The sequence below is a fragment of the Streptomyces sp. NPDC051315 genome (assembly GCF_044455165.1).
GTDB lineage: Bacteria > Actinomycetota > Actinomycetes > Streptomycetales > Streptomycetaceae > Streptomyces.
Window position 1 is genome coordinate 91,355 of the sequence record NZ_JBITEN010000004.1, and the last position, 23,679, is coordinate 115,033.

The 23,679-nt window shown below is 71.9% G+C and carries 18 protein-coding genes and 1 pseudogene; 14 read left to right on the top strand and 5 right to left on the bottom strand.

All coding sequences use genetic code 11. From position 1 onward, the window contains the following. Position 1: 1 nt before the first annotated feature. From ACIBBD_RS09605 to ACIBBD_RS09615, 3 genes are read right to left on the bottom strand one after another with little or no spacing between them, the layout of a single operon-like run. Positions 2-1,930: a molybdopterin oxidoreductase family protein gene (locus tag ACIBBD_RS09605; protein WP_399418767.1), complete on the bottom strand. Its 1,929-nt coding sequence runs from the start codon at positions 1,928-1,930 to the stop codon at positions 2-4. Next, positions 1,927-3,150 carry a 2-dehydropantoate 2-reductase gene (locus tag ACIBBD_RS09610; RefSeq protein ID WP_399418768.1) on the bottom strand — a complete coding sequence of 408 codons (1,224 nt, stop codon included), beginning with the start codon at positions 3,148-3,150 and terminating at the stop codon, positions 1,927-1,929. The genes ACIBBD_RS09605 and ACIBBD_RS09610 overlap by 4 nt, the downstream gene beginning before the upstream one ends. 18 nt (positions 3,151-3,168) lie before the next feature. Then, a complete protein-coding gene (locus ACIBBD_RS09615) occupies positions 3,169-3,825 on the bottom strand; it encodes an NADPH-dependent F420 reductase (protein WP_399419091.1) in 657 nt (218 codons plus the stop codon). Between the two features lie 90 nt (positions 3,826-3,915). Here ACIBBD_RS09615 and ACIBBD_RS09620 point away from each other — a divergent pair, with 90 nt between their 5' ends. From ACIBBD_RS09620 to ACIBBD_RS09630, 3 genes are all read left to right on the top strand, one after another. Further along, a complete protein-coding gene (locus ACIBBD_RS09620) occupies positions 3,916-4,287 on the top strand; it encodes a winged helix-turn-helix transcriptional regulator (RefSeq protein ID WP_399418769.1) in 372 nt (123 codons plus the stop codon). 279 nt (positions 4,288-4,566) lie between these two features. Next, positions 4,567-5,913, top strand: coding sequence for an OFA family MFS transporter (locus tag ACIBBD_RS09625; RefSeq protein WP_399418770.1), 1,347 nt, complete (start codon positions 4,567-4,569; stop codon positions 5,911-5,913). Beyond that, complete coding sequence (locus ACIBBD_RS09630) at positions 5,873-6,016, top strand: hypothetical protein (protein WP_399418771.1); 144 nt, start codon at positions 5,873-5,875, stop codon at positions 6,014-6,016. Before ACIBBD_RS09625 ends, ACIBBD_RS09630 begins: the two co-directional genes overlap by 41 nt. A 251-nt stretch (positions 6,017-6,267) precedes the next feature. Here ACIBBD_RS09630 and ACIBBD_RS09635 read toward each other — a convergent pair whose 3' ends face one another. Both ACIBBD_RS09635 and ACIBBD_RS09640 read right to left on the bottom strand, forming a co-directional pair. Next, on the bottom strand, positions 6,268-7,242 hold the full coding sequence (locus ACIBBD_RS09635) for a YihY/virulence factor BrkB family protein (RefSeq protein ID WP_399419092.1): 975 nt from the start codon (positions 7,240-7,242) through the stop codon (positions 6,268-6,270). A gap of 109 nt (positions 7,243-7,351) precedes the next feature. Continuing rightward, positions 7,352-8,129: pseudogene (locus tag ACIBBD_RS09640) on the bottom strand (IS5 family transposase); the annotation flags it as partial. Positions 8,130-8,312: 183 nt separating this feature from the next. Here ACIBBD_RS09640 and ACIBBD_RS09645 point away from each other — a divergent pair. From ACIBBD_RS09645 to ACIBBD_RS09695, 11 genes are all read left to right on the top strand, one after another. Next, complete coding sequence (locus ACIBBD_RS09645) at positions 8,313-9,260, top strand: beta-ketoacyl-ACP synthase III (RefSeq protein ID WP_399418772.1); 948 nt, start codon at positions 8,313-8,315, stop codon at positions 9,258-9,260. Positions 9,261-9,500: 240 nt separating this feature from the next. Next, on the top strand, positions 9,501-10,178 hold the full coding sequence (locus ACIBBD_RS09650; RefSeq protein ID WP_399418773.1) for a GntR family transcriptional regulator: 678 nt from the start codon (positions 9,501-9,503) through the stop codon (positions 10,176-10,178). A 420-nt stretch (positions 10,179-10,598) separates the two neighbouring features. Further along, positions 10,599-11,780 (top strand): ROK family protein, encoded by a 1,182-nt coding sequence (locus ACIBBD_RS09655; RefSeq protein ID WP_399418774.1) that lies wholly within the window; start codon positions 10,599-10,601, stop codon positions 11,778-11,780. A gap of 131 nt (positions 11,781-11,911) precedes the next feature. Then, positions 11,912-13,435: a sugar ABC transporter ATP-binding protein gene (locus ACIBBD_RS09660; protein ID WP_399418775.1), complete on the top strand. Its 1,524-nt coding sequence runs from the start codon at positions 11,912-11,914 to the stop codon at positions 13,433-13,435. Further along, positions 13,432-14,448, top strand: coding sequence for an ABC transporter permease (locus ACIBBD_RS09665; protein ID WP_399418776.1), 1,017 nt, complete (start codon positions 13,432-13,434; stop codon positions 14,446-14,448). The genes ACIBBD_RS09660 and ACIBBD_RS09665 overlap by 4 nt, the downstream gene beginning before the upstream one ends. A gap of 17 nt (positions 14,449-14,465) precedes the next feature. Further along, complete coding sequence (locus ACIBBD_RS09670) at positions 14,466-15,527, top strand: substrate-binding domain-containing protein (RefSeq protein WP_399418777.1); 1,062 nt, start codon at positions 14,466-14,468, stop codon at positions 15,525-15,527. A gap of 579 nt (positions 15,528-16,106) precedes the next feature. Continuing rightward, positions 16,107-17,315 (top strand): Gfo/Idh/MocA family protein, encoded by a 1,209-nt coding sequence (locus ACIBBD_RS09675; RefSeq protein WP_399418778.1) that lies wholly within the window; start codon positions 16,107-16,109, stop codon positions 17,313-17,315. Between the two features lie 14 nt (positions 17,316-17,329). Then, positions 17,330-18,328, top strand: a complete 999-nt coding sequence (locus ACIBBD_RS09680; protein WP_399418780.1) for a sugar phosphate isomerase/epimerase family protein — start codon at positions 17,330-17,332, stop codon at positions 18,326-18,328. A 101-nt stretch (positions 18,329-18,429) separates the two neighbouring features. Beyond that, positions 18,430-20,937, top strand: a complete 2,508-nt coding sequence (locus ACIBBD_RS09685; RefSeq protein WP_399418781.1) for a PQQ-dependent sugar dehydrogenase — start codon at positions 18,430-18,432, stop codon at positions 20,935-20,937. A 12-nt stretch (positions 20,938-20,949) separates the two neighbouring features. Further along, positions 20,950-22,293: a ThuA domain-containing protein gene (locus ACIBBD_RS09690; RefSeq protein ID WP_399418782.1), complete on the top strand. Its 1,344-nt coding sequence runs from the start codon at positions 20,950-20,952 to the stop codon at positions 22,291-22,293. Between the two features lie 134 nt (positions 22,294-22,427). Further along, positions 22,428-23,558, top strand: a complete 1,131-nt coding sequence (locus ACIBBD_RS09695) for an inositol-3-phosphate synthase (RefSeq protein WP_399418783.1) — start codon at positions 22,428-22,430, stop codon at positions 23,556-23,558. The last annotated feature ends 121 nt before the right edge of the window (positions 23,559-23,679 follow it).

Genomic DNA, 23,679 nt, shown 5'->3' on the forward strand with positions numbered 1-23,679 from the left:
GTCACCTCACGTAGGTCGGGGCCGGGAGCTTCTCGATCCGGATCGCCGACGCCTTGAACTCCGCCGTCCCCGCGATCGGGCAGTTCGCCTCGATCGTCAGCTGGTTGGTGTCCACCTCGTCGGGAAAGTGCATGGTCATGAAGGCGAGCCCGGGCCGCAGCGCGGTGTCGACCCACACCGGGGCCACCACCGATCCGCGCCGGGACGTCACCCGCACCTCCTCGCCGACCGCCACTCCGTAGCGTTCGGCGTCCTCCGGACACAGCTCGATGTACTCGCCGCGCCGCAGCGGGGAGGCGTAACCGCCGCTCTGCACACCGGTGTTGTAGGAGTCGAGCCGCCGGCCGGTGGTCAGCCGGATCGGGTACTCCTCGTCCGTCAGGTCGACCGGCGGGTCGTGCTGCACGAGCCCGAACGGTGCCCGCCGGCCACGTCGTCCGGGGTCCGTCTCCCACAGTCGGCCGTGCAGGTAGGTGGTTTCGAGCCGGTCGGTGCTCGGGCACGGCCACTGGATGCCCTGGTGCTCCTCCAGGCGCCCGTACGTCATCCCGTAGTGGTCCGGCGACACCGACCGCAGCTCGTTCCAGACGGTCTCGGCGTCGGCGTACTTCCAGTCGTGGCCGAGACGGGCCGCGAGGTCGCACAGGATGTCGATGTCCTCGCGGGCCTCACCGGGCGGCGTCACCGCCCGGCGCACGCGCTGGACGCGCCGCTCACTGTTGGTGGTGGTGCCCTCGGTCTCCGCCCAGCCGGCGGTCGCGGGCAGCACGACGTCCGCCAACCGGGCCGTCTTCGTGAGGAAGATGTCCTGGACGACGAGGAAGTCCAGGGCCTTCAGGCGCCGTACGGCCTGCTCGCTGTCGGCCTCGGACTGCGCCGGGTTCTCCCCGATGCAGTAGACGGCCTTCAGCGTGCCGTCCTCCATCGCCTCGAACATCTCCGTGAGGTTCAGCCCGTAGTGAGGCTGGATCACGGTGTCCCAGGCCGACTCGAACTTCAGCCGTACGTCCGGGTCGAGGATGTCCTGGAAGCCGGGCAGGCGGTTGGGGATGGCGCCCATGTCGCCGCCGCCCTGGACGTTGTTCTGGCCGCGCAGGGGCTGCAGCCCCGAACCGTAACGGCCGACGTGCCCGGTGAGCAGGGAGAGGTTGATCAGCGCGCGGACGTTGTCGGTGCCGTTGTGGTGCTCGGTGATGCCGAGGGTCCAGCACAGCTGGGCGCGCTCGGCGCGGGCGTAGGCGTGTGCCAACTCCCTTATGGCCCGCGCCGGTACACCGGTCACCTTCTCGGCGAGCGACAGCGTCCACGGCTCGACGAGTGCCCGGTACTCCTCGAAGCCCGTGGTCGCCCGCTCGATGAACGTCTGGTTGGCGAGGCCCGCGTGGATGATCTCGCGGCCGATCGCGTGGGCCATCGGGATGTCGGTGCCGACGTTGAGGCCGAGCCAGCCCTCCGCCCACTCGGCGGTGGAGGTCCGCCGCGGGTCGACCGCGTACAGCCGACCCCCGTTCCGGATCCCCTTGAGCACGTGCTGGAAGAAGATCGGATGCGCGAAGCGGGCGTTGGACCCCCACATCACGATGACGTCCGTGTGCTCGATCTCCTCGTACGACGACGTCCCCCCGCCGGAGCCGAAGGCGGCCGACAGGCCGGCGACGCTGGGGGCGTGACAGGTGCGGTTGCAGGAGTCGACGTTGTTGGTGCCCATGACGACCCGGGCGAACTTCTGCGCCACGTAGTTCATCTCGTTCGTGGCGCGGGCGCAGGAGAACATGCCGAACGCGCCGCGCGCGGCGGCCAGGCCGCGCGCCGCGCGGTCCAGCGCCTCGTCCCAGCTCGCCTGCCGGAACGGCTCGTCGCGGGAGTCACGGACGAGCGGGTGGGTGAGCCGGGTGTAGGTCTTCGGCCCGCGTTTCCTCGTGCTCTTCATGCGGCGCTCCTCAGCGCGAGCAGGTCCGAGATGGCGTGCACGGTGCGCAGGGTGGGCACCTCCACGCCGGTGATCTCCGCCAGCTCGACGACCGCCGCGAGGAGGACGTCGAGTTCGAGCGGTTTTCCGCGCTCCAGGTCCTGGAGCGTGGAGGTGCGGTGGTCACCGACCCGCTCGGCGCCCGCGAGCCGGCGTTCGATGGAGACGCCCACCTCGCAGCCGAGGGCCTCGGCGACCGTGAGCGTCTCGCGCATCATCGTCTCGATGACCTGGCGGGTGCCGCCGTGCAGGCACATCTGCCGCATGGTGGCGCGGGCCAGCGCGCTGATCGGGTTGAAGGAGATGTTGCCGAGCAGCTTGAGCCAGATGTCGTTGCGCAGGTCGGGCTCCACCGGGCACTTCAGCCCGCCCGCCTTCATGGCCTCGCCGAACGCCAGACAGCGCGCCGAGACACTGCGGTCGGGCTCGCCGATCGAGAACCGGGTGCCTTCCAGGTGCCGTACGACTCCCGGCCCTTCGAGTTCCGTGGCCGCGTAGACGACACAGCCGACGGCCCGTTCGGGCGCGAGCACCGCACTGACCGCGCCGCCGGAGTCCACGCTCTCCACGCGGTGGCCGTCGTAGGGGCCGCCGTGCCGGTGGAAGTACCACCAGGGAATGCCGTTCTGGGCGGCGATCACCGCCGTGGTCCCGTGCAGAAGGGGCTCGATGAGCGGCCCGCACGCCGCGTACGAGTGGGCCTTCAGACCGAGGAAGACGTAGTCGACCGGGCCGATCTCGGCCGGGTCGTCGGTGGCGTGCGCGCGGGCGGTGAAGTCGCCGCGCGGACTGAGCACCCGCACCCCGTGCCGCCTCATGGCCGCGAGATGCGGTCCACGGGCGACGAGGTGCACGTCGGCGCCGGCGCGGTGGAGGGCGGCACCGACGTAGGCGCCGATCGCACCGGCGCCGAGGACTGCGACTTTCATGGTGAGGGAGCTCCGTTCGGTCGAGGGTACCGAGGAACTGCCGAACACTGTCGACTGAATATTGTCTACAGTATGGGTGTTGGGGCGACAAGGGGTCGCGCAGGACCCGGCGCAGCACCCCGCGTGGAACCACGTCGCCGATCCATGTCGGCCGCAGGACCGCCTAGCCGGGCCACGTCTGCCGCCGATCCGCCTCGCCGGGCCATGTCTGCCGTCGCCCGGGCCTTCCCCCTCCACCGCCCCGCGGATCACGCTCCACCGCCCCGCGGATCACGCTCCACCGCCTCCGCGGGGCCCCGCGTACTCCGCCGGCGGCACGATCGCCTGGGCGTCCGCTCCCTCACCCACCCACAGCCCGATCAGCAACGCGGCGGTCGCCTCCAGCAGGGCCGCCCGGTCGAGACCTCCGCCGTCGAACGGTGCGCAGCCGAGGTCGCGCACCAGGCGGCGTACGGTCTCCAGGGCCGCTGCGTCGTCACCGCAGAGCGGGACCGCCAGGGGGCGGCCGTCGAAGACGGGCGGGGTCAGACGCCACACGCTCTCGTGACAGAGGTTGAACGCCTTGACCACGCGCGCGCCGGGGGCGGCCGTGGCGATGCGTTCGGCGGCCGAAGGCCCGCCCCGCGTCTGGAGAACGAAGCCCGGCGCGACCGGGTTGGTGCAGTCGACCAGCGTCCGCCCCTCCAGGGCGCCGGCGAGCCCCGACGTCACGCTGACCGCCGCCGCGAACGGAACCGCCAGCAGCACCGCGTCCGTGCCGTGCCCGGCCGCCTCCCGCGCACTCCCCGCCCGGGCGCCGATACGTTCGGCGAGGGCGGCCGCACGGCCCGGGTCCCGTCCGCCCACCAGGACGTCGTGGCCGGCCCGCGCCCACTGCCCGCCCAAGGCGTCCGCCATGTTCCCGGCGCCGACGATCCCGATCCTCATCCCGATGCCCATCGTGTCCGCTCCCCGTGTGGTGGTCCTGTCCTCGGATACGGCACGACCTTAGGGAGCCGTTCGGGCACCATTCGGTAAGTGACCGCCGACCAGAGCCTTCTCGCCGACTGCCGCGCCCGGCTCGCCTTCGACCTGCTGGCCAACACGTGGAACGCCGTGGTGATCTGGGCCCTGCGCGACGGTCCGGAGCGCCCGGGCCGGCTGCGCGAGCGGATCGGAGGGATCAGTCCCAAGGTGCTGACCGAGACCCTGAGCCGGTTGCGCTTCAACGGGCTGGTGGAGCGCCGCGCCCACCCGGGGGCACCACCCCGCGTCGAGTACGGACTCACCGAGCTGGGGCGGAGTCTGCTGCCGCCGATCGAGGCGTTCGGAGCGTGGGCGTTCCGGCACGGTGACGAGGTCATGGCGGCCCAGGAGCGGGCGGAGTCGACCGACCACCGCCGGCCGTGACGGGGTGACCGCGGCGATCCCCCACGGTTCGCGGTCCTCGGCGACCACGTCCCAGCGCTCCGGCCGGGAGCGGTGCCCGGGCTTCGCCGGCGGCGCGCCGGTCCTCGTCAGGGCGTCCGGGGGAGCGGGCGTCCGTCCCCCGGAATGCCCAGCCCCGGTCGTGGCCACGCTTCGCAAACCGGCCGGTCCGACCGTTCGCCGCAGCCCGCATACCGCTCATCGCATACCGTCGACCGCCGCCTTCTCAACGCCCGTGTTCCTGCCTACCGTTCGGGACTCATGAGTCCCCCTGTCGCGCCCCCCGGCTGGAGTCGCTGGCTCGTCCCCCCGGCCGCCCTCTCGGTCCATCTCTCCATCGGGCAGGCCTACGCCTGGTCCGTCTTCAAACCGCCGCTCGAGTCCGCCCTCGGCCTCAGCGGCACGCAGAGCGCGCTGCCCTTCCAGCTCGCCATCGTCATGCTGGGCCTGTCCGCCGCGTTCGGCGGCACCCTCGTCGAGCGCAACGGGCCGCGTTGGGCGATGACCGTCGCCCTGGTCTGTTTCTCGTCCGGCTTCCTGATCTCCGCCCTCGGCGCCGCCACCGAGCGGTACTGGCTGATCGTCCTCGGCTACGGCTTCGTCGGCGGCATCGGCCTCGGCATCGGATACATCTCGCCCGTGTCCACCCTGATCAAGTGGTTCCCGGACCGGCCCGGCATGGCCACCGGCATCGCCATCATGGGCTTCGGCGGCGGCGCGCTCATCGCCTCCCCCTGGTCGGCGCGGATGCTGGAGTCGTTCGGTGCCGACCACTCCGGGATCGCCCTCACGTTCCTCGTCCACGGGATCTCGTACGCGGTCTTCATGACGCTGGGTGTCCTCCTGGTGCGGGTGCCGCGGGCCGCCGAGCCGGTCGCCGGCGGCGGGCCGAGCGCCGTGCGGGGGGTGCAGGTCTCGGCCCGCAGCGCGGTGCGCACCCCGCAGTTCTGGTGCCTGTGGGTCGTGCTCTGCATGAACGTCACCGCCGGCATCGGCATCCTGGAGAAGGCCGCCCCGATGATCACCGACTTCTTCTCCGACACCTCGACCCCCGTGTCCGTCACGGCGGCGGCGGGCTTCGTCGCCCTGCTGTCGGCGGCCAACATGGCGGGCCGCATCGGCTGGTCGTCGACCTCCGACCTGATCGGACGCAAGAACGTCTACCGCGTCTACCTGGGCGTCGGTGCCGTGATGTACGCGCTGATCGCCCTGGCCGGGGACTCCTCCACCCCCCTGTTCATCCTGTGCGCGCTGGTCATCCTGTCCTTCTACGGCGGCGGCTTCGCGACGATCCCCGCCTACCTCAAGGACCTGTTCGGGACCTACCAGGTCGGCGCGATCCACGGGCGGCTGCTCACCGCCTGGTCCACGGCGGGCGTCCTCGGACCGCTGATCGTGAACTGGATCGCCGACCGGCAGGAGGAGGCCGGCAGGCACGGCTCGTCCCTCTACACCCTCTCCCTGTTCATCATGATCGGCCTGCTCGCCGTCGGCTTCGTCGCCAACGAACTCGTCCGCCCCGTCCACACCCGCCACCACCACGTCCCCGTCCCGGAGGAGGCCGCCGATGCCGCACGACCCCAACCCCAGCAGCCCGAGTCCGCCTGACCGGCGGCCGCTCATCGCCTTCGCCTGGCTGTGGGTGGGAGCCCCGCTCGCGTACGGCCTCTACGAGCTCGTACGGAAGGCGACGCAGTTGTTCACCGGGTAGCCGGGGCGGCGGACGCGCGGCGTTTCGTCACCCGTCCGGGGGTGGACAGCGCGGGGGCCCGGGTTTTCGAGCTCCGAACAAAAGGGGCGCCCGGCTCGCGACGCCTGACGCGCACGCTCGCCGCGTTGCCGGAAGGCCCTGGTGGCTCCGCTACAAGGATCTTCCGGCGCCTTGCGATCGCACGCACCTGACGCCGCGAGCTGACCGGACTCCCCTTTTGTTCATACCACCCGCAGCTACCGGCCCTCGGATCACGGGCCGTGCGCTGGAGGCGCCGTGCGGCGCGGCGCTGCTGGTGCGGGGCTGTCGACCGACGCCCGCTGTGGTGCATCGCCGGCTGAGGCGCTGATCCCGGGCTCCGGGCCCTCACCCTCGGCTGTCTCGCCGGACTGCTCCGCCGTCGCTGTCGCTGTCCAGGCGGCGCAGTACAACAGCAGCCTGGCCATGAAGTTGATCCACAACACAACGGCGACCGGCACGGCGAACGCGCCGTACATGCTCTTCCCTGCGACACCCTGCAGATAGCCGGTCAGCAACCACTTGAGCAGTTCGAAGCCGACCGCACCGATCAGGCCGGCCACCACGACCGCGCGCCGGCCGGGATGCACCCGCGCCAGCCGGGTAAGCAGGTAGACCAGCAGCAAGAAATCGACGAGCAGGGCGATGGCCAGACCCGCGAAGAACAGCAGCGCCCGTCCCACCCCGCCCTCGATGCCGACCTTGTCGGCGGCCCAGCCAACCGCAATGTTCGCGAACACCGAACTGCCGATCGCGACGAGCCCGACCACGCCGAGACCGACCAGTACCCCGGTGTCCTTGATCTTCAGCAGGATTGGATTCCCCGGATCCTGCTCCTTCTCCCACACCGCGCGCAGACACCCGCGCAGGGCGCCGACCCAGTTGATCCCGATCACGAGCAGCAACACGCCCGCGATGAGCCCGACGGCTCCGGCGTTCGCGACGAGACCGTCCAGGTCCAGCAGGTCCGAAAGGCCCGGCGCCTGGTCGGCGATCTTGTCCTGGAGTCTCCCGAGCTGCTCCTCGCTCAGCAGCTTGGCACCGATCGCCGCGCCTACAGTGATCAGCGGAAAGAGCGCGACGAAACTCGTGAAGGTGATCGCGGCGGCGAGCCGCGCCCAGTGGACCGTGACCAGCCGCTCGAACGCCCGCCACACGTGCGTACGCCTCAGCCGTGCGACGCCAGGCAGCCTCGTCAGCCATTCCATGAAGAACACCCGCTCCCAGCGTACTCACGGCGAGAGCAGAGGGCATCCAGCAGCGAAGCCCCATCACATTCTGTAGCGAGGACGGCGGGGCGGGTGCGCTGCGCGTGAAGATGAGTGCGCATCCGGGGGTGAGGAATGCTTCGTGGATGTCGGCGCGTATCTCACAGCGGATCCGCAGGCGGTGGAACCAGCGCAGGTGGGCGCGCTCCACGACCCAGCGTTGGGTGCCCAGGCCGGAGCCGTGCTCGGTGCCGCGGCGGGCGATCAGTGGCTTCACGCCGAGGTCCCAGACGAGGCGGCGGTACGTGTCGTGGTCGTAGCCACGGTCGCCCAGCACCACGTCCGGGCGGCACCGGGGCCGGCCACGCTTGCCGCGCACGGGCGGCACCGCCTGGAGGAGTGGGATCAGCTGGGTGACTCGTTGCGGTTGCCGCCGGTCAGCGTCGCGGCAAGCGGGATGGCGGTGGCGTCGGTGATCAGGTGATGTGCGCTGCCCGTCCTGCCCGTCCTGCCCGCTCAACGGGGCTTCGTCCGGTCTTGGAGCCCCCTTCAACGCGCGGATAGGGAGCCGTCGACGGCCGCCCGGGAGAAGTCCAGGGCGTTCGCGCTGCGGAGCTCGGCGAGGAGGACCTCGTGCAGCCGGGGCCACACCCGGCCTCGGTCCACCCGGCCAAGCGGCGCCAGCACGTCATGCCCGATCCGAAGCCGAGCTCCTGCGGCAGGTGTTCCCAGGCGATCCCGGTGCGCAGCAGGATGCCCTGGAACACCAGCCGGTCCGGATGCCGCTTGCGTCCCGGATGCCGGGTCCGAGGCTCAACGTTGGGCAACAGCGGCTCGACCACCGCCCACAACTCGTCATCGACTTCCCACGGCTTCGGCCGAGCCACCCCACACCCCCAGATCACCAGTCCCGCAGTGATCCCCCCCGCAGATCATTTCGTCAGGAGTTCTTAGAGGGAAGCCGACAACCCCGGCGACCGATTCCTGTCGCTTCACGCGCCCTCGTACCCGTGAGTCACTGAACAGACTGGTGCATCCCGCTACCCACAAGGCACCGAGGGGATCACCCAATGAACGGCTCGCGCATCGTCGCCGTCGGCCATTACCAGCCCGCCAAGGTACTCACCAACGAGGACCTGGCGGGTGTGGTCGACACCAGCGACGAGTGGATCAGGAGCCGGGTGGGCATCCGCACGCGTCACATCGCCGGCCCCGACGAGCCCGTGGACGAACTGGCCGCGCACGCCGCCGCCAAGGCACTCGCGACGGCCGGGCTCACCCCCGCCGACATCGACCTGGTGCTGGTCGCGACCTCCACGGCCGTCGACCGCTCGCCCAACATGGCCGCCCGGGTCGCCGCCCGCCTCGGCATACCGCGGCCGGCCGCGATGGACGTCAACGTCGTGTGCGCCGGATTCACCCACGCCCTGGCCACCGCCGACCACACCGTGCGGGCCGGCGCCGCGAGCCGGGCACTGGTCATCGGGGCCGACAAGATGTCCGAGGTCACCGACTGGAGCGACCGCACCACCTGCGTCCTCGTCGGCGACGGAGCCGGCGCCGCCGTGGTCGAGACGAGCCCCGCCGGTGCCGAACCCGGCATCGCGCCCGTGCTGTGGGGATCCGTGCCCGAGATGGGGCACGCGGTGCGCATCGAGGGGCAGCCGGCCCGGTTCGCGCAGGAGGGGCAGAGCGTCTACCGCTGGGCCACCACCCAACTCCCGCCGCTCGCGCGACAGGCCTGCGAGCGGGCCGGACTCGCCCCCGCGGACCTCGCCGCCGTCGTCCTGCACCAGGCGAACCTGCGCATCATCGAACCCCTCGCGGAGAAGATCGGCGCCGTCAACGCCGTCGTCGCGCGTGATGTCATCGCGTCGGGGAACACGTCCGCGGCCAGCATCCCGCTCGCCTTCTCCAAGCTGGTGGAACAAGGCGCGATCTCCACCGGCGATCCGGTGCTGCTGTTCGGCTTCGGCGGCAACCTCTCGTACGCGGGGCAGGTCGTACGCTGCCCGTGAGGGGCGAGTGCGGTGCCCGTGAGGGAGTCGGCGCGCTGCCGGTGAGAGGCGAGCGGGGTGGCCGTGAGGAGGCCAGCGCGGTGGCAGTGAGGGGCCGAGTGCGGTGGACGGGCGGTCGGTGTGACGCGGTCCACTGCGCCCGGGACTGGCTACAGTGAGCCGTAGACTGTAGACGAAAGACAATCGATACTGGCTTTCCGGCTGCAGGCGCCCGGCCGCTGCCCAGGAGGGGGACGACCGATGTTGTCGACAGGACTGCCGCAGGGTGCGGTGCCCAAGCTCGAACGCCCCGGCCCGCTGCGCGAGCGCGTCTACGAGGCGCTGCTCGAACTCATCACCACCCGCGCGCTCCAGCCCGGCCAGCACCTCGTCGAGAGCGAACTCGCCGGCCACCTCGGCGTCTCCCGCCAGCCGGTGCGCGAGGCGCTGCAACGGCTGAACACCGAGGGCTGGGTCGACCTGCGGCCCGCCCAGGGCGCGTTCGTGCACGAGCCCACCGAGGAGGAGGCAGACCAACTCCTCACCGTCCGCACCCTGTTGGAGGCCGAGGCCGCCCGGCTCGCCGCCGCCCACGCGGACCAGGCCGGCGTCGAGGCCCTGAACGCCCTGCTGGCGCAGGGCATGCAGGCCGTCGCCTCCGACGACGTCGACGCCGCGGTCGCCCTCAACGCCCGCTTCCACGCCAAGATCATGGAGATCGCGGGCAACGCGGTCCTCGCCGAACTGGCGGCGCAGGTCGACCGCCGCGTGCGCTGGTACTACACGCCGGTCGCGCGACAGCGCGGACACCAGTCCTGGATCGAACACCGGGACCTCATCGCCGCGATCGTGGAAGGCGACGAGCAGCGCGCCACGCAGCTCATGCGTGAGCACACGGAGCACACGCGCCGCTCGTACCACGCGCGTCAGGGGGCGTAACGCCGCTCGGGTGTTCCTCCGAGGCGGCCGTCGCCAGGCGGAGGGTGGACCGCGGCTGTGTGCGGCCGCCGGTACACGTGCCACCCGGCCTTTCGCGCGTACCACGGGTTCCGCTGCCGACCGCCGTGGCTCCGGGCATCGGGGGCAGAGTTCGCATGCCGTCCGCCGTGGCCCCTGCGCGCGTCCGGGATGCGAGCTCCGGCACCCGGACCCGGCGCCCCCTCCCCACATCCCGCACCCGACCTCCGGCACCAGGCCCCCGGTCGCCCCGCGCCGGGGGCACGTCTTTGTCCTGTGAGTGGAGAAAGTTCACAGCAATTCGCGCATGACTTCTTCCCCGCCCCGGCATCCACTGCTACGTTCCCCTCGAAAGCCCGACAGCAGGCGGCCGATCGAGGCGGGGAGGGGTTCGTGAGACGCATGACGGCACGACCCGCGAACGCGCATCAGGCCCGGCTGCTCAAGCTGCTGCGTGACGGGGGCCCCAACTCCCGTGCCCAGTTGGGCGACCAGGTCGACCTGTCGCGGTCCAAGCTGGCCGTGGAGGTGGACCGGCTGCTGGAGACGGGGCTGGTGGTGGCCGACGGACTCGCCGCCTCACGCGGCGGCCGACGCTCCCACAACATCCGGCTCAACCCCCAACTGCGTTTCCTCGGCGTCGACATCGGCGCGACGTCGGTCGACGTCGCGGTCACCAACGCCGAACTGGAGACGCTCGGACACCTCAACCAGCCCCTCGACGTGCGCGAGGGACCGGTCGCGGTCTTCGAGCAAGTCCTGTCCATGGCGGCGAAGCTGAAGGCGACGGGACTCGCCGAGGGCTTCGACGGCGCCGGCATCGGCGTCCCCGGCCCGGTCCGCTTCCCCGAGGGCGTACCGGTCGCGCCGCCGATCATGCCGGGCTGGGACGGCTTCCCCGTGCGGGAGGCACTCAGCCAGGAACTCGGCTGCCCCGTCATGGTCGACAACGACGTGAACCTCATGGCGATGGGGGAGCAGCACGCGGGCGTCGCCCGCACCGTCGCCGACTTCCTCTGCGTCAAGATCGGCACCGGCATCGGCTGCGGCATCGTCGTCGGCGGCCAGGTCTACCGCGGGACGACCGGCAGCGCCGGTGACATCGGGCACATCCAGGCCGTACCCGACGGACGCCCGTGCGCCTGCGGCAACCGCGGGTGTCTGGAAGCCCACTTCAGCGGCGCGGCCCTGGCCCGTGACGCGGTGGAGGCGGCCCAGCAGGGCCTCTCTGCGGAGCTCGCGGCGCGGCTGGAGACGAACGGCGGCCTCACCGCCGCCGACGTCGCCGCCGCGGCCGCCGCGGGCGACGCCACCTCCCTCGACCTGATCCGCGAGGGCGGCACCCGCGTCGGCCAGGTCATCGCCGGACTCGTCTCGTTCTTCAACCCCGGCCTGGTGGTGATCGGCGGCGGGGTGACCGGCCTCGGCCACACCCTGCTCGCCGCCATCCGCACCCAGGTCTACCGCCAGTCACTTCCCCTGGCGACCGGCAACCTGCCCATCGTGCTCGGGGAGCTGGGCCCCACCGCCGGCGTGATCGGCGCGGCCCGCCTGATCAGCGACCATCTGTTCTCACCCGCGTGACGCCGCTCTCGTAGACCATCGAGCCCCGCACGCCCACCCGTACAGCGCCCTGCCCTGCCCTGCCCCGAGAACGCTCACCCACCCCGCGTTCCGCCCTGATCCGGCCCGCACGTCCGCCGAGGGGAACCCACATGGCACCAGAACCACCGCTGCTCAGCATGTCCGGCATCACCAAGTCGTTCCCCGGAGTCCGGGCCCTGGACGGCGTCGACCTCGACGTCCAGGCCGGCGAAGTGCACTGCCTGCTCGGCCAGAACGGCGCCGGGAAATCGACCCTCATCAAGGTCCTGGCCGGCGCCCACCAGCCCGACGGCGGCACGATCCGCTGGCGCGGCGAACCCGTCACCCTGCGTTCGCCGATCGCCGCCATGCGTCTCGGCATCGCCACCATCTACCAGGAACTCGACCTGGTGGAACACCTGTCGGTGGCCGAGAACGTCCACCTCGGCCACGAACCCACGGCCGCCGGCTTCGTCGTACGGGGAAGGGCCGCTCGCGCGTCGACAGCGGCTCTGCTGCGCCGACTCGGTCATCCGGAGATCGATCCCGCCCGGCTGGTCGGCGGGTTGTCGGCGGCGCAGCAGCAGATCGTCTCCATGGCGCGGGCGCTCTCGCACGACGTCCGGCTGATCGTGATGGACGAGCCGTCCGCCGCCCTCGACCCCGACGAGGTCGACAATCTCTTCCGCATCGTCGGCGACCTCACCGCCGACGGGGTCGCCGTCGTCCACATCTCCCACCGTCTGGAGGAGATCCGCCGCATCGGGGACCGGGTGACCGTGCTCAAGGACGGCCGGGCGGTGGCCGGCGGACTGCCCGCCAAGACGACACCGACCCGTGAGGTGGTCGCGCTGATGACGGGACGCAACGTCGAGTACGTCTTCCCCGAACGGCCGGCGCGGGAGGCGGCGGCCACCGGGACACCGCTGCTGGAGGTGCGGGGCCTCGCCCGCCACGGTGAGTTCGAGCCGCTCGACCTGACTCTGCGGCCGGGGGAGATCGTCGGCCTCGCGGGACTGGTCGGCTCGGGACGCTCCGAGATCCTGGAGACGATCTACGGCGCCCGCAAGCCGACGGCCGGTCAGATCCTGGTCGACGGTCGACCGCTGAAGGCCGGCAGCGTACGGGCGGCCGTCCGCGCCGGACTCGGCCTCGCCCCCGAGGAACGCAAGGCCCAGGCACTGCTGATGCTGGAGTCCGTCACCCGCAACGTCTCCGTCTCCTCCCTCTCCCGCTTCTCCCGCGCCGGCTGGATCGACCGCGGCGCCGAACGCGGCGCGGCCCGCGCCGCCACCCGTGAACTGTCGCTGCGGCCCGACAACCCCTCCGTGCCGGTGCGCACCCTGTCCGGCGGCAACCAGCAGAAGGCCGTCCTGGCCCGCTGGCTGCTGCGCGGCTGCCGCGTCCTGCTGCTCGACGAGCCCACCCGCGGTGTCGACGTCGGCGCCCGCGCCGAACTGTACGCCGTCGTGCGCCGACTGGCGGCCGAAGGCATCGCCGTGCTGCTGGTGTCCAGCGAGGTTCCCGAGGTGCTCGGGCTCGCCGACCGAGTCCTGGTGCTCCGCGAGGGCCGCGTCGTCCACACCGCGCCCGCCCGTGAGCTCGACGAACACCGCGTACTCGACCTCGTCATGGAAGGAAGCCCGGCGTCATGACGCAGCCCGTCTCCCCGCCGCGGGACAGCACCGACAAGGTGCCCCAGGTCCACCTCCCCGCCTGGCGCGGCCTCGTCGCCCGCGCCGACGTCCGCACCCTCTCCCTCCTCGGCGTGCTGGCCGCGCTGATCGTCATCGGCGGCATCACCAGGCCCGACGAGTTCCTGGACACCCGCAACCTCCAACTCGTCCTCACGCAGGGCTCGGTGATCGGTGTCGTCACCGTCGGCATGACCTTCGTCATCACCTCCGGCGGCATCGACCTGTCCGTCGGCGCGATCGTCGCGCTCGCCTCCGTGTGGGCGACCACCGTCGCCACCCAGGAATACGGTTTCGGCGGCATCCTCTTCACCGCCGTCCTCGTCGGCCTGGGCTGCGGCCTGGTCAACGGCCTGCTCATCGCGTACGGCGGGATGGTCCCGTTCATCGCGACCCTCGCCATGTTCGCCTCGGCCCGCGGACTCGCGCTGCAGATCACCGACGGCAAGACGCAGATCGTCACCGTCGAGGGCATCCTCGACCTCGGCGAGCGCGACGCGTACGTGCTCGGCGTGCCGCCCCTCGTGATGGTCTTCGCAGTCGTGACGATCATCGGCTGGCTGCTGCTGAACCGCACCACCTTCGGCCGGCGCACGGTCGCCGTCGGCGGCAACGCGGAGGCCGCCCGGCTCGCCGGCATCGACGTACGCCGGCAGCGGCTCTACCTCTACCTGCTGTCCGGACTGTGCTGCGGCATCGCCGCCTTCCTGCTGATCATCCTGTCCGGGTCGGGCCAGAACACCAACGGCAACCTCTACGAACTCGACGCCATCGCGGCCGCGATCATCGGCGGCACCCTGCTCAGCGGGGGCCGCGGCACCATCACCGGGTCCGTGCTCGGCGTACTGATCTTCACCACGATCACCAACATCTTCGCCCTGAACAACCTGCAGAGCGACGTCCAGCAGATCGCCAAGGGCGCGATCATCGTCGCCGCCGTGCTGGTCCAGCGCCGTACCGCGAGCACGACCTGAGGAAAGGGTTCACCGCCATGCCAGAGCCGACGTCTTATCCGAGCCGCTTCGCCAGCCGCAGAGGACTGCTCCTCGGGACCGCCGCCGTCTCGGCCGGTGCCCTCCTCACGGGTTGCACCAGCAACGACCCGAAGGACGAGGAGCCGGCCGCGAACGACCGGCCGGCCGCCGCCGACAAGCCCGGCAAGCAGGTCACCATCGGCTTCGCCGGACCCCAGGCCGACCACGGCTGGCTCAACGCCATCAACGACAACGCCAAGAACCGCGCGAAGAACTACTCCGACGTGACCCTGGAAATCACCGAGGGCTCGAACGACACCGCCCAGCAGATCGGCCAGATCGAGACCCTCATCAACAAGAAGGTCGACGTCCTCGTCGTGCTGCCCGCCGACGGCAAGGCACTCACCCAGGTCGGCCTGCAGGCGATGCGGGCCGGCATCCCGGTCATCAACCTCGACCGCATCTTCAACTCGCCTCAGGCGTACCGCTGTTGGGTCGGCGGCGACAACTACGGCATGGGTCTCAACGCCGGCCACTACATCGGCGAGAAACTCAAGGGGAAGTCCGACGCCCGCGTCATCGAACTGGCCGGCCTGGACAACCTGGAGCTCACCAAGCAACGCACCCAGGGCTTCGACGACGCCCTGAAGAACTACCCCAACATCAAGAAGGTGGCCCGTCAGGCCGCCGAGTTCACGGTCGAGTCCGGGCAGGCCAAGATGGCCCAGCTCCTCCAGGCGCAACCGAAGTTCGACGCGCTGTGGAACCACGACGACGACCAGGGCGTGGGCGCGCTGCGCGCCGTGGAGCAGGCGGGCCGGGACGACTTCCTGATGGTCGGCGGGGCCGGTGCCCTCTCCGCCTTCCAGGCGATCAAGCAGGACAACGGCGTCCTGAAGGCGACCGTCCTCTACCCGCCCACGATGGCCGCCTCCGCCATCGACCTCGCCCGAGCCCTCGGCCAGGGCAAGGGCGTCGGCGGACTCGCCGAATACGAGATCCCCGCGTCGATCACCCTCTACTCGGCGGTCGTCGACAAGGAGAACGTCGACCAGTACATGTCCACCGGCTTCCGGTGAGGCGGGCGGTCCGCCCGGGGGCGAGGGCCCTGCGGGGCGGCTTCCGGGTGCCGGGCGGGCGGGAGCGTTCCGGTCGGTGCGGACCGGGGCGGGCGCCGGCCGGGGGCAGCGGCTGCCGAGGGAGGTTGTCCGCCCCCGGCGGGGCGAGCGCACCCGGCTCCGGCGGCCCGCCCGACGGGCGCCCGCCCGGCCACGGCCGGGCCGCGCCGGCGAGCATCCGCAGCCGCTCGCCGCGCGGAGGCCGCCGGCCGTCCGCGAGGCACGGGGCACACAGCGGGGAGGGCACGGTGCCGTTCGGCTGGGTGCAGGCCGATGACTTCGGTTGTGGGTCCGTGCCGTCCGGCCGGGGGCAGGCCACCGGCTTCGGCCGCGGGTCCGTCCCGTCCCGCCGGGTGCACGCCGACGGCCCCGGGCCCGTCCCACCCAGCCGTCCGGCGCCACGCCCAGACCGCCGCCTTCACCTGAGGCGTCTTGCCCGGACCGTCGCCTTCACCTGAGGCGTCTCGCCCGAACCGCCCGCGCCACCCACCGCGCAGGCCCCACCCCCCACCGCGCCACGACGACGAGGAGGACACCTGCATGGAACAGCCGCAGCAGTCAGCGGGACCGGAGGCCGGCAAGCCACCGCTGCGCGTCGGCATGGTCGGCTACGCCTTCATGGGCGCGGCCCACTCCCAGGGCTGGCGCACCGCGGGCCGCGTCTTCGACCTGCCCCGCCGCCCCGTCCTCGCCGCCCTCTGCGGCCGTGACGCGGCCGCCGTGCGCGCGGCCGCCGACCGGCACGGCTGGGCGGCCACCGAGACCGACTGGCGGGCGCTGGTCGAACGGGACGACGTCGACCTCGTCGACATCTGCACACCCGGCGACAGCCACGCCGAGATCGCCCTCGCCGCGCTCGCGGCCGGCAAGCACGTCCTGTGCGAGAAGCCCCTCGCGAACACCGTCGAGGAGGCCGAGACCATGTCCCGCGCCGCCGAGGCCGCCTACGCGGAGGGCCGGTTGGCGATGGTCGGCTTCAACTACCGCCGGGTGCCCGCCACCGCCCTGGCCCGGTCGATGGTCGCCGAGGGCCGTCTCGGCACCCTGCGGCACGTGCGGGTGACGTACCTCCAGGACTGGCTGACGGATACGGACTTTCCGCTGACCTGGCGACTGCGTCGCGAGTCGGCCGGTTCCGGCGCGCTCGGCGACCTGGGCGCCCACATCGTCGACCTCGCACAGCACCTCGCGGGGGAGCGGCTCGCCGGCGTCTCCGCGCTCACCGAGACGTTCGTACGGCAGCGGCCGCTGCCCGGCGGGGCGACCAGCGGCCTCGCCGCGGGAGCCGGCGCCGGCACCGGCACGGTCACCGTCGACGACGCCGCCCTGTTCACCGGACGCTTCCCCTCCGGCGCCCTCGCCTCCTTCGAGGCGACCCGCTACGCCACCGGCCGCAAGAACGCCCTGCGCCTCGAACTCAACGGCGAGCGCGGCTCCCTGGCCTTCGACCTGGAGCGCCTCAACGAACTGTGGTTCCACGACGCCACCGAACCCGCCGCCCACGCCGGCTTCCGCCGCATCCTCGTCACCGAGCCCGACCACCCCTACCTGGACGCCTGGTGGCCGCCCGGTCACGGCCTCGGCTACGAGCACACCTTCGTCCACCAGGCCCGCGACCTCGTCCACGCCATCGCCGCCGGCCGCCGGCCCGAGCCCTCCTTCGCCGACGGGCTCCAGGTGCAGCGCGTCCTCGCCGCGGTGGAGGAGAGCGCCGAGAAGAACTCCGTCTACACCCCGATCGCCGACTGAGGAGGGCCCGCACCATGCCGCGCAGCTTCACACTCTTCACCGGCCAGTGGGCCGACCTGCCCCTGGAGGAGGTCTGCCGCCTCGCCCGCGACTTCGGCTACGACGGCCTCGAACTCGCCTGCTGGGGAGACCACTTCGAGGTCGACAAGGCCCTCGCCGACCCCGCCTACGTCAAGTCCCGCCACCAGCTCCTGGACAAGTACGGCCTGAAGTGCTGGGCCGTCTCCAACCACCTGGTGGGGCAGGCCGTCTGCGACGCCATCATCGACGAACGCCACCGGTCCATCCTGCCCGACCGCATCTGGGGCGACGGCGAACCGGAAGGCGTCCGCCGACGCGCCGCGGCCGAGATCGCCGACACCGCGCGCGCCGCGGCCGCCTTCGGCGTCGACACCGTCGTCGGCTTCACCGGCTCCGCCATCTGGCACCTGGTGGCGATGTTCCCGCCCGCCCCCGAGACGATGATCGAGCGCGGGTACACGGACTTCGCCGAGCGCTGGAACCCGATCCTCGACGTCTTCGACGCGGAGGGCGTGCGGTTCGCGCACGAGGTCCACCCCAGTGAGATCGCCTACGACTACTGGACGACCGTGCGCACCTTGGACGCGGTCGACCGCCGACCGGCTTTCGGCCTGAACTTCGACCCCAGCCACTTCGTCTGGCAGGACCTCGACCCGGTCGGCTTCCTCTGGGACTTCCGTGACCGCGTCTACCACGTGGACTGCAAGGAGGCCCGCAAACGCCTCGACGGCCGCAACGGCCGCCTCGGCTCCCACCTGCCCTGGGGCGACCCGCGCCGCGGCTGGGACTTCGTGTCCGCGGGCCACGGCGACGTCCCCTGGGAGGACGTCTTCCGCATGCTGCGTTCCATCGGCTACCAGGGCCCCGTCTCCGTGGAGTGGGAGGACGCCGGCATGGACCGGCTCCAGGGCGCCCCCGAAGCCCTCACCCGCCTCAAGGCCTACGACTTCGAGCCGCCGTCGGCCTCCTTCGACGCGGCGTTCGGCAACTGAGCACCACAGGACCTCTCCCCTCTCCCCTCGGCACTCCGGGATGACGGCGCATCCCGGCGTAAGCACCCGCCCGTACAACCGGCCCCATCCTGGAGGCACCCGTGCACGGGAACGACCCCACCGCCCGCACCGGCAGACACCTCACCCCCGGACGACGCCCCTCGCTGCGCAGAGCGATCGCCTTGCTGAGCGGAGCCCTGCTGGCCGGCGCGTCCCTCACCCTCACCGCACCCCAGGCCGGCGCAGCCGTCGCCGGCCAGGCGCCCGCGGCGGCCGCCGCCGCGGAGGACTTCCAGCAGGTCACCCTCGCGAAGGGCGAGGCCGAGGTCGGCGAGCCGATGTCGCTCGCCGTCCTCCCCGACCGCTCGGTCCTGCACACCTCCCGCGACGGCGAACTCCGCATCACCGACGCCGCCGGCAACACCCGCCTGGCGGGCCGGCTCGACGTCTACTCGCACGACGAGGAAGGCCTCCAGGGCATCGGTGTGGACCCGCAGTTCACCACCAACCGCTTCATCTACCTGTACTACGCGCCGCCGTTGAACACCCCCGCGGGCGACGCCCCGGAGACCGGAACGGCCGCCGACTTCGCACCCTTCGACGGTGTCAACCGCCTCTCCCGGTTCGTCCTGAGGGCCGACGGGACACTGGACACCGCGAGCGAGACCAAGATCCTCGACGTCCCCGCCTCCCGTGGCCTGTGCTGCCACGTCGGCGGCGACATCGACTTCGACGCGGCGGGCAACCTGTACCTGTCGACCGGTGACGACACCAACCCCTTCCAGTCGGACGGCTTCACGCCCATCGACGAACGGCCGAACCGCAACCCCGCCTTCGACGCCCGGCGCTCCTCCGGCAACACCAACGACCTGCGGGGCAAGATCCTGCGCATCAAGGTCAACGCCGACGGCTCGTACTCCATCCCCGACGGCAACCTCTTCGCACCCGGCACCGACAGGACGCGGCCCGAGATCTACGCGATGGGTTTCCGCAACCCGTTCCGCTTCAGCGTCGACCAGGAGACCGGAATCCTGTACGTCGGCGACTACGGCCCCGACGCCGGTGCCGCCGACCCGGCCCGCGGACCGGCCGGACAGGTCGAGTTCGCCCGGGTCACCGGGCCCGGCAACTTCGGGTGGCCGTTCTGCACGGGCGACAACGACCCGTATGTCGCATACGACTTCGCGACGGGTGTGTCCGGCGCGCCCTTCGACTGCGGCGCCCCGAAGAACACCTCACCGCACAACACCGGACTCACCGACCTGCCCCCGGCCCAGCCCGCCTGGATCCCGTACGACGGCGCCTCCCTGCCCGAGTTCGGTGACGGCTCCGAGTCCCCGATGGGCGGCCCGGTCTACCACTACGACCCCGCGCTCGACTCACCGGTGAAGTTCCCCGAGGCCTTCGACGGGGACTTCTTCGCCGGGGAGTTCGGCCGCCGCTGGATCAAGCGGATCACCAGCGACGCCGACGGCACGGTGCGGACGATCAGCGACGTACCGTGGACCGGCACCCAGATCATGGACATGGCCTTCGGCCCCGACGGCGCCCTCTACGTCCTCGACTACGGCGTCTCCTGGTTCGGTGGCGACGAGCACTCCGCCCTGTACCGCATCGAGAACGCCACCGACGGCCACTCGCCGGTCGCCCAGGCCGCGGCCGACCGCACCTCCGGCCAGGCGCCTCTGCGGGTGCGCTTCTCCTCCGCGGGCACGACCGACCAGGACGGCGACACCCTCACCTACCGCTGGGACTTCGGCGACGGCGCCACGTCCACCGCGGCGAACCCCACCCACCGCTACAAGAAGAACGGCACCTACACGGCGACCGTGACCGCGCAGGACCCGGGCGGCCGCACCGGCAGCGCGAGCGTGCAGATCGTGGTCGGCAACACCGCCCCCAAGGTGACGCTCGAACTCCCCAGGGACGGCCAGATGTTCGCCTTCGGCGACGCGATCCCGTTCAGGGTGCGCGTCACCGACCCCGAGGACCGGACCGTCGACTGCGCCAGGGTCAAGGTCACCTTCATCCTCGGCCACGACAGCCACGGCCACCCCGTGACCTCCGCGAACGGCTGCACCGGCACCATCCGGACCAGCGCCGACGGCGGCCACGACGACGACGCCAACATATTCGGCGTGTTCGACGCCGAGTACACCGACGGCGGAGGCGGCGGCCAGGCCGCGCTCACCTCCCACGACCAGAACCTCCTCCAGCCCCGCCACCGCCAGGCCGAGCACTTCGGTGACTCCTCCGGCGTCACCGTGACCCCGCGCGCGTCCGCGCACGGCGGCCGGACCGTCGGTGAGATCACCCACGGCGACTGGATCTCCTTCACGCCGTACGTCCTCGCCGATGCCGGGAAGATCACCGCGCGCGTCTCGTCAGCGGGCGCCGGCGGCACCCTCGAGGTCCGCGCCGGCTCACCGACGGGAACGCTGCTCGGCAAGGCGACCGTGCCGGTGACCGGAGGCTGGGACACCTTCCAGGACGTCGACGCGGGCCTCTCCCGCACCCCCAGGGGCACCACCACCCTCTACCTCGTCTTCAAGGGCAGCGGTTCCGGCGCCCTGTACGAAGTCGACGACTTCACCTTCACGACAGGCTGAGAGGAGGCTCTCGTGCGCTCAACCGGTCGACTGACCACAGCGGTCGTCGGAGCCGCCCTGCTGCTGGGCTGCCTCTCGGGGCCCGCCGCCTCGCAGTCCACGCCCACCGCGGACAAGCGGGTGCTGGTCTTCTCGAAGACGGCAGGCTTCCGGCACGACTCGATCCCCGACGGCATCGCGGCAGTGAGACAACTCGGCGCAACCAGCGGCTTCACGGTCGACGCCACGGAGGACGCGGGCGCGTTCACCCCGTCCAACCTGCGGCGCTACGACGCGGTCGTGTTCCTCTCGACGACCGGAGACGTCCTCGGCGACACCCAGCAGCGGGCCTTCGAGGACTACATCCGGCGCGGCGGAGGATACGTCGGCGTCCACGCGGCCGCCGACACCGAGTACGACTGGCCCTTCTACGGCGGCCTCGCCGGCGCCTACTTCCGGTCGCACCCGGCGATCCAGCCCGCGACGGTCGTCGTCGAGGACCGCGCCCACCCGGCGACCTCGGCGCTGGCGAGAACCTGGCAACGCACCGACGAGTGGTACGACTACCGCTCCAACCCCCGCGAGCGGGCCCACGTCCTCGCCTCCCTCGACGAGTCCTCGTACACCGGCGGAACCATGGACGGCGACCACCCGATCGCCTGGTGCCAGAACTACCGGGGCGGCCGCGCCTTCTACACCGGCGGCGGGCACACGAAGGAGTCGTACGCGGATCCCGTGTTCCGCGCACACCTGGTCGGCGGGATCCTGTACGCAGTCGGCGAGGTGCGGGCCGACTGCCGGCCGGAGGCCGGATACCGTCCACTCTTCGACGGCACCTCGCTGGAGGGCTGGAGACAGGCCGGTCCCGGGTCCTTCACCCTGGACGACGACGGCACCCTCACGTCCTCGGGAGGGATGGGCCTGCTCTGGTACGCCGCGTCGGGTTTCTCCTCGTATTCGGTGAAACTCGACTGGAGGATGTCCGGGGCCTCCGGTGACGACAACTCCGGGGTGTTCGTCGGTTTCCCGCCCTCCGACGACCCGTGGTCGGCGGTGCACCACGGCTACGAGGTCCAGATCGACGCCACCGACGTGCCCGAGAGGACGACCGGGTCCGTCTACGGCTTCCGGTCCGCCGACCTGAGGAAGCGCGACCGCGCGCTGAATCCGCCGGGGGAGTGGAACACGTACGAGATCCGGGTGGAGGGCGAACGCCTCCGCGTCTGGCTCAACGGTGTGAAGATCAACGACTTCACCAACACCGATCCGGTCCGGAGCCTGCGCGACGGACACCTCGGCCTGCAGAACCACGGAGCCGACGACCAGGTGTCCTTCCGCGACGTCCGGATCAAGGAACTGCCCGCCCGGGGCGACTGAACGGCGGCGGGCGGAGGACGCCGGACCTCCGCCCGCCGTCACCACGCCTCACCACCCCTCTCCGGCTCTCCCCGGTCCTTCCGGCTTTCGCGGTCCTTCCCCGCCGAGGTTCCCGCACGACAAGGAGGCTGCCCATGTCCGAGCCCCGCTCGCTCCCCCCTCGCGTCGGCGTCTGGCTGATCGGGGCCCGTGGCTCCGTCGCCACCACCGTCGTGGCGGGCTGCGCCGCCCTGACCGCGGGCCTGCACCCGCCGACCGGCCTGGTCACCGAGACCGCGGCGTTCGCCGGCAGTGGCCTGCCCGCCCTGCCGTCCCTGGTGTTCGGCGGCCACGACACGCTCGACTGCCCCCTGCCCAAACGTGCCGAGCAGCTCGCCGCCGGCGGGGTCCTCCCACCCGGTCTGCCCTCCGCCGTCGCGGCCGAACTCACCGCCGCCGACCGGGAGATCCGACCGGGCGGCCCCCTCCCCGGCGACACCCGCGACGACGATCAGCTGATCGGCGCCTTCACCAAGGACCTGCGCGACTTCGTACGACGCAACGGACTGGCCCGCGCGGTCGTGGTGAACGTCGCCTCCACGGAACCCGCGCCGCCGGGCCCCGCCCTCCCACCGAGCTCGCTGTACGCGGCGGCCGCCCTGCGGGCCGGCTGCCCCTACGTCAACTTCACCCCCTCCGCGGGCCTGCACCATCCCGCCCTCGCCCCGCTCGCCGCGTCGAGCGGTGTGCCGTACGCCGGCCGTGACGGCAAGACCGGCCAGACCCTCCTGCGTTCCGTCCTCGGCCCGATGTTCACCCAGCGGGCGCTCACCGTGCGGGCCTGGTCCGGCACCAACCTCCTGGGCGGTGGCGACGGGGCGGCCCTGGCCGACCCGGCGGCCGCGGCGGCCAAGAACGCCGGCAAGGAACGCGTCCTCGCCGACACCTTGGGCGCCACTCCCGAGGGCCAGGTCCACATCGACGACGTGCCCGCCCTCGGCGACTGGAAGACGGCCTGGGACCACATCGCCTTCGACGGTTTTCTCGGCACCCGCATGATCCTGCAGACCATCTGGCAGGGCTGCGACTCGGCCCTGGCGGCCCCGCTCGTCCTCGACCTGGTCCGTCTCCTCGCCCGCGCCCACGAGCGGGGCCTGACCGGCCCCCGCCCGGAACTCGCCTTCTTCTTCAAGGACCCCGTCGGCGACGCGCCGTCGTCCCTGGCGGAGCAGTACGCGGAACTGGAGCGGTTCGCCCGCCGGTTGAGCGGCGGAGCGCAGGGGTGAGCGGGGGAGAGGCGGTACGTCGGGCCGGCGGTCCGGACTCCGTCCGGACCGGGCCGTCCACCGGGCCGTCCACCGGGCCGTCCACCGGGCCACGCACCGCGCCGTCGCCGCCGCCCGACGG

Excerpts from the sequence above, each read along its gene's own strand:
- ACIBBD_RS09655 (WP_399418774.1), top strand. The coding sequence starts at position 10,599 with ATGACGGCACGACCCGCGAACGCGCATCAGGCCCGGCTGCTCAAGCTG.
- ACIBBD_RS09680 (WP_399418780.1), top strand. The coding sequence starts at position 17,330 with ATGCCGCGCAGCTTCACACTCTTCACCGGCCAGTGGGCCGACCTGCCC.
- ACIBBD_RS09635 (WP_399419092.1), bottom strand. The coding sequence starts at position 7,242 with ATGGAATGGCTGACGAGGCTGCCTGGCGTCGCACGGCTGAGGCGTACG.
- ACIBBD_RS09625 (WP_399418770.1), top strand. The coding sequence starts at position 4,567 with ATGAGTCCCCCTGTCGCGCCCCCCGGCTGGAGTCGCTGGCTCGTCCCC.
- ACIBBD_RS09645 (WP_399418772.1), top strand. The coding sequence starts at position 8,313 with ATGAACGGCTCGCGCATCGTCGCCGTCGGCCATTACCAGCCCGCCAAG.
- ACIBBD_RS09630 (WP_399418771.1), top strand. The coding sequence starts at position 5,873 with ATGCCGCACGACCCCAACCCCAGCAGCCCGAGTCCGCCTGACCGGCGG.
- ACIBBD_RS09695 (WP_399418783.1), top strand. The coding sequence starts at position 22,428 with ATGTCCGAGCCCCGCTCGCTCCCCCCTCGCGTCGGCGTCTGGCTGATC.
- ACIBBD_RS09650 (WP_399418773.1), top strand. The coding sequence starts at position 9,501 with ATGTTGTCGACAGGACTGCCGCAGGGTGCGGTGCCCAAGCTCGAACGC.
- ACIBBD_RS09660 (WP_399418775.1), top strand. The coding sequence starts at position 11,912 with ATGGCACCAGAACCACCGCTGCTCAGCATGTCCGGCATCACCAAGTCG.
- ACIBBD_RS09605 (WP_399418767.1), bottom strand. The coding sequence starts at position 1,930 with ATGAAGAGCACGAGGAAACGCGGGCCGAAGACCTACACCCGGCTCACC.
- ACIBBD_RS09665 (WP_399418776.1), top strand. The coding sequence starts at position 13,432 with ATGACGCAGCCCGTCTCCCCGCCGCGGGACAGCACCGACAAGGTGCCC.
- ACIBBD_RS09675 (WP_399418778.1), top strand. The coding sequence starts at position 16,107 with ATGGAACAGCCGCAGCAGTCAGCGGGACCGGAGGCCGGCAAGCCACCG.
- ACIBBD_RS09670 (WP_399418777.1), top strand. The coding sequence starts at position 14,466 with ATGCCAGAGCCGACGTCTTATCCGAGCCGCTTCGCCAGCCGCAGAGGA.
- ACIBBD_RS09615 (WP_399419091.1), bottom strand. The coding sequence starts at position 3,825 with ATGAGGATCGGGATCGTCGGCGCCGGGAACATGGCGGACGCCTTGGGC.